Genomic DNA, 4428 nt, shown 5'->3' on the forward strand with positions numbered 1-4428 from the left:
CACCAACGTCGTCCAACAAGCCAACCACCCCAACAACCCCGTCAAGGTGGGGCTCTACCCCAGCCGCGAAGACTGGGCCGAAGCCCGCACCGCCGCAGGAATCCACAGCAGCAACCACGACGACATGCACGCCGGCGAACTGGAAACCTCCATCCTGCTCGCCACCCACCCCAACTACCTGCGCGACGGCTGGCAGACCAGCGACCACACCGCCAACGACCGCCGCTACCTCACCAGCCTCGGCATCCACGCCTACACACCCACCGGCGTTATCGGCTCCCCATCGCAGGCCACCGCCGCCAAAGGCAGCAATGTCCTCGGCCACCTCGGCCGCAACGCCGACACCCTGATCGAACTCCTCACCACACGCTGAGCAGACCCGATAACTCGGCGGCTACCTCCGGGCTTCGCTACGCTCCCTTCGCTTCCGTCCGCTGGCGCTCCCGTCCGCGCCGGTCGCTCCACTGCGCCCTGCATCCGCCGCCGAGCACCAGACCAATGCCCACCAGCCAGTGAAAACACCGGCAGCGTTCGCACCAGCCGCCGCCAGGCCAACCTGCTTGCACCTCTCGCGCTGCGGCCAGCATCTTCACCGCGATCCCGCGTCGGCCCACCCGCCCGCACGCTGCCGACAACAGCCATTGACCTCGCACGTGAGAACTTTCTCTACTGGGATCAAGGATGTCGGGCTCATGCGCCGGGGTATCGCTGATGTCGCCCGGTGGTCTCGTCCCACACGTTCTCGCCCGGTGAGCATCACCCTACAATCCCCGCATGGGCGACAACCTTCGCGTCACCCCAGCCCAATTGCGGGTGACCAGCACCGGCTGGCACATGGAGGCTTTCGATCTCCACGCCGCGCCACCAGCACTGGAACCGTCTGGCGGGTGGCCCACGGTGCTCGCCGCCGCCGGGGCGACCGGCGCGGCCCAGGTCGCCACTGCCGACCTGCACACAAAGATCGCCACCACCGCCGGGATGACCCAGGTCGCGGCGACCGGTTATGAAGCCACCGACTCCGATGCCGCGGACATGCTGCACAACGTGGCCACCACGATCACCGGAACAGCCCATAACGCGTGATCCCCACCCAGTCGGCGTTGCGCGCCTACACCGTGTCGCATCTGACCGAGAATGCCGCGCACTGGCGCGAGCTGGCGGCGCGCCGCCGCTCGGTGGTGGGCACGATCAAGAGCCAGGCCGACTCGCTGGACTGGCAGGGTCAGGGCGATGAGGCGATGAAAGCCGCGATGGCCCGCCACGCCACCACCGCCGAACAGCAAGCCGAGCTGCTGGATACTGCAGCGACCACCGCCGAGGACGGGGCCGCCGTGCTGCACCAGCAAAAGCACTCCATCTTCGCCGCCGTCGAGCAGGCCAACCAGTCAGGGTTCGCGGTCGCCGAGGGCTGGACGGCGACCGACGCGATGTATGCGCCGGGCTCGATCGGCTGGTACGCCCGGCAGCCCACAGCCCAGGCCATCTCCGCCGATCTGCGTGTCCAGGTGACCCGTTTCACCGGCCAGGAAGTGCAGACCGCCACCGACGTGGCGCGCTCCGCCGGTGAGCTGGGCGGCGAAGGCGCGGTGCGCGGCCACATCCAGGCCGTCGCCGCCATCACCACCACCCACACGCCGAATCCGACGGTGCCGCCATCACCGCCAGCCCCCTCAGCATCATCGCTGCTCGATGCCTTGACCGGCGCTAGCCCGCTGATGCGGCACATATCACCACAGGCCGCGGCCTCAGCAGCAGCACCACCGTGGCAAGCCCCACCAGCGGCCGGCGCGCTAGCGGGCATCGCGCCGCCGGTGCCGCTGCCGCCAGGTGCCGGCCCCCTGCCCGCCTTCGGCGGCAGCGGCGGTGGCGGGGCCGGGGCTGGTACCGGCGGCGGCTGGCTGTCCTCGCTGGCTGCCCGGCTGAGTTCGGGGATCGCCACCATGGCGGCCCCGGTCAGCACGGGCGCGGTCTCGACGGCCGCGACCGCGATCAGCGCACCGGCCGCTACTGCCGCGGCAACCCCGCTAGCACACGTCCAACCCCCCCCGTCGCCGCCGACCGCCGAACCCCCAGCGACGCAGTTTGCCGATCCCGGCCAAGTGCGGCACGAGCACGCACCGCAACACCTGCCCTGCACCGATCCGCCGCAGACGCAATCCCCGCACGCGCGCCAATCCCCGGCCGCGCAGTCATCGCCCCCCACCCCCGCACCCGTCACACTCGACCCCGGTCCCACCAGGACCGCGCCGTCAGATACCACACCCAGGACTGGCAACAGCGCTGTCCAAATGCTGGGCTTCGGCCCGCCAGGGCCAGTACCGGCCCCGGCGGCACCATCTTTGCCCCTACCGCGTGACCCGACCCCGCCACCCATGCCGGTCGACCCTAAAGACATGAGCGCCGAGCAGGCGCTCGCAGAATGGGCCCAAGTTAACGCTGGAATACGGGCGTGGAACACCCAATGCGGCGTCGAAAACGTCGGGCCGCTGCCGCCGGCCCAATACAACGCCTGCATTGCCTCGCGCGGTCCTCTCCTTCAACGCCAAACCGCAATCCGGGCACGCTTAAACGACTTAGGCATACCCATAGAGGGCGAACCCGCCCTGGCCCCACGCGGCCGGGTACAGCCGGTTCCGAGCCCCCGCCAAACCAACCGGGTACGCCGTCAAGCCAAGAGCCAGTCCCTCCAGCACAGGAAACACCGCCATTCCCACCGCCTAACAGAATCAACGGAATCACCGATCATGGAGCAGGAAGGATCGCCGGACGCGACGGCGGTCATGGCGTCAGCGACAAGGCAATGCAATGCAATGCAAGATGCTGTTGCGAATCCTGTTGGGCCGCCCCAGTTTAAAGTAGACGAGCTTGGTAGAGGCGCTTACGTCTACGTTGGGAAAGACGCAACAGTGGTCCTAAACAAAGATGGCCAAGTGGTAACCGCCTGGGCGAACAGCCGGGCTGGATGGAGAAATCCGTGAGCAACGTTCTCGATGCTATTTCACCGGAGCACCGTCCCGTGATCGCGCAAGAATTAGAGAATCGTAATCCCGCTCTCTTCGACGAGCTTCGGCGCACAGAGAAGCCGACCAACGAACAGAGCGACGCTGTTATCGACGTGCTTTCCGACGCCTTGATGAAGACCTTTGGACCTGATTGGGTTCCGAATGATTATGGGTTGAAAATCGAACGAGCAATTGACGCATATTTAGAGACGTGGCCGATATACCGGTAATCGCTTGACACCAACTGTTGCCAGCACCAGGCGCGTACCGGGCATCGGGAGCGCGGTCGGGCTGGCATCCGCGTGGGACTGAAGGAACTTAGGCAGGAACGCACATGACGTACGCAGCCAGGGACGAAACGACGCTCCCCAAACTGCCTGCACAGATGCGGTGGGTGGTACTGGTGGACAAGCGTCAGCTCGCGGTGCTGCTGCTAGAAAACGAGGTACCGTCGCTTCCGCGACGGACACCTTGGAGGCGCGCGGTGATATCGACTACGAAAGCCAGCCGGTCGACGCAGTGGAGCGGCTATGTCGGCGTTTGGCCGACCAGGCGGTGCGTCAGTGGGGTTTTATGCAGGGTCTCAAGCAGAAGCTAGGACCAGGTGTCGACGTGCGGATGAAGCTGGTGGAGTGGAACCGGTGAGCTTAATGCCCCACCTGTGGGGGTAGCTTACGGATTTGCGACCAATCTCAAGTGTCTGTGCCGAAAACATTACCGAACGGCTAAAGACATTTCGCGGCGGCATCGCCGGATGGCGCGACGAGCAGCTGCCCGACGGCGTCGTGATCTGGATATCGCCGACCGGCAAGACATAACGAACGGTACCCGCGGGTGCCAAGTTGTTCTCGGATCCGGCGCCGCGCGGATCGCGCGAGCACACAACCGCAATCACGTTCAACGCCGCGTCAACACCGCCGAACAAGAGTTGCGGCAGGCGCGGAAAGCGGAGATCGAAGCACGCAAGTTTCGAAACCACATGCGCGACATGCTGCTTCTCTTCAAGGGCGAACCGAGCACCAGCCCGTTTTGCACCTGGGTGAATGATCCCCGGGAATCCGAGGAACTCCCACCGGACTGGCGACCACCGCCGGTACCCCCAGTGCCCGACGATCCACCATTTTGACGAGCATTAACCCCAATACCGTTCAGTTAAGACGGTGGATGGTGATGTTTGGTGAATGCTCGGGTTGGAGCCAGTGGGCGTAGTCGGCGCGTTTGACGTGCCACTTGGACATTTTGCGTTTGACCACCCGGGGTGCTGCGCGGTGGCGTCGGGCCGGGTTGAGGCGGTCGAGCAGTCGGCGCAGGAAGGCGCGCCAGTGCCGGTCAGGCGTTTCGGGGTGGTCCGGGGGGAAAAGCGCCCTGCTGGGCGACGGATTGACGCGTGATGCTCAGTGCGGCAGTGAAACTGACGCGGTCGGGG

The 4428-nt window shown here is 65.8% G+C and carries 4 protein-coding genes and 2 pseudogenes; all 6 read left to right on the forward strand.

The genetic code is table 11. The features are described 5' to 3' along the window. A partial coding sequence (locus B4U45_RS04385; RefSeq protein ID WP_219859325.1) for a creatininase family protein occupies nucleotides 1-373 on the forward strand: 373 nt, incomplete at its 5' end. 401 nt (nucleotides 374-774) lie between these two features. Then, entirely contained in the window at nucleotides 775-1083 is a 309-nt protein-coding gene (locus B4U45_RS04390) for a hypothetical protein (protein WP_241780168.1), read from the forward strand. Continuing rightward, the gene (locus tag B4U45_RS04395; RefSeq protein WP_244899346.1) at nucleotides 1080-2978 is read left to right on the forward strand and encodes a WXG100 family type VII secretion target; all 1899 of its coding nucleotides are present in this window, start codon (nucleotides 1080-1082) and stop codon (nucleotides 2976-2978) included. The genes B4U45_RS04390 and B4U45_RS04395 overlap by 4 nt, the downstream gene beginning before the upstream one ends. After that, nucleotides 2975-3232: a hypothetical protein gene (locus B4U45_RS04400; RefSeq protein ID WP_089024984.1), complete on the forward strand. Its 258-nt coding sequence runs from the start codon at nucleotides 2975-2977 to the stop codon at nucleotides 3230-3232. The genes B4U45_RS04395 and B4U45_RS04400 overlap by 4 nt, the downstream gene beginning before the upstream one ends. Nucleotides 3233-3336: 104 nt before the next feature. After that, nucleotides 3337-3647 (forward strand): annotated as a pseudogene (locus B4U45_RS04405) (hypothetical protein). Between the two features lie 37 nt (nucleotides 3648-3684). Next, a pseudogene (locus B4U45_RS28905) lies at nucleotides 3685-4128 on the forward strand (HNH endonuclease signature motif containing protein); the annotation flags it as partial. Nucleotides 4129-4428: the final 300 nt, after the last annotated feature.

Origin of the sequence: Mycobacterium persicum (genome assembly GCF_002086915.1) — a bacterium.
Lineage (GTDB): Bacteria > Actinomycetota > Actinomycetes > Mycobacteriales > Mycobacteriaceae > Mycobacterium > Mycobacterium persicum.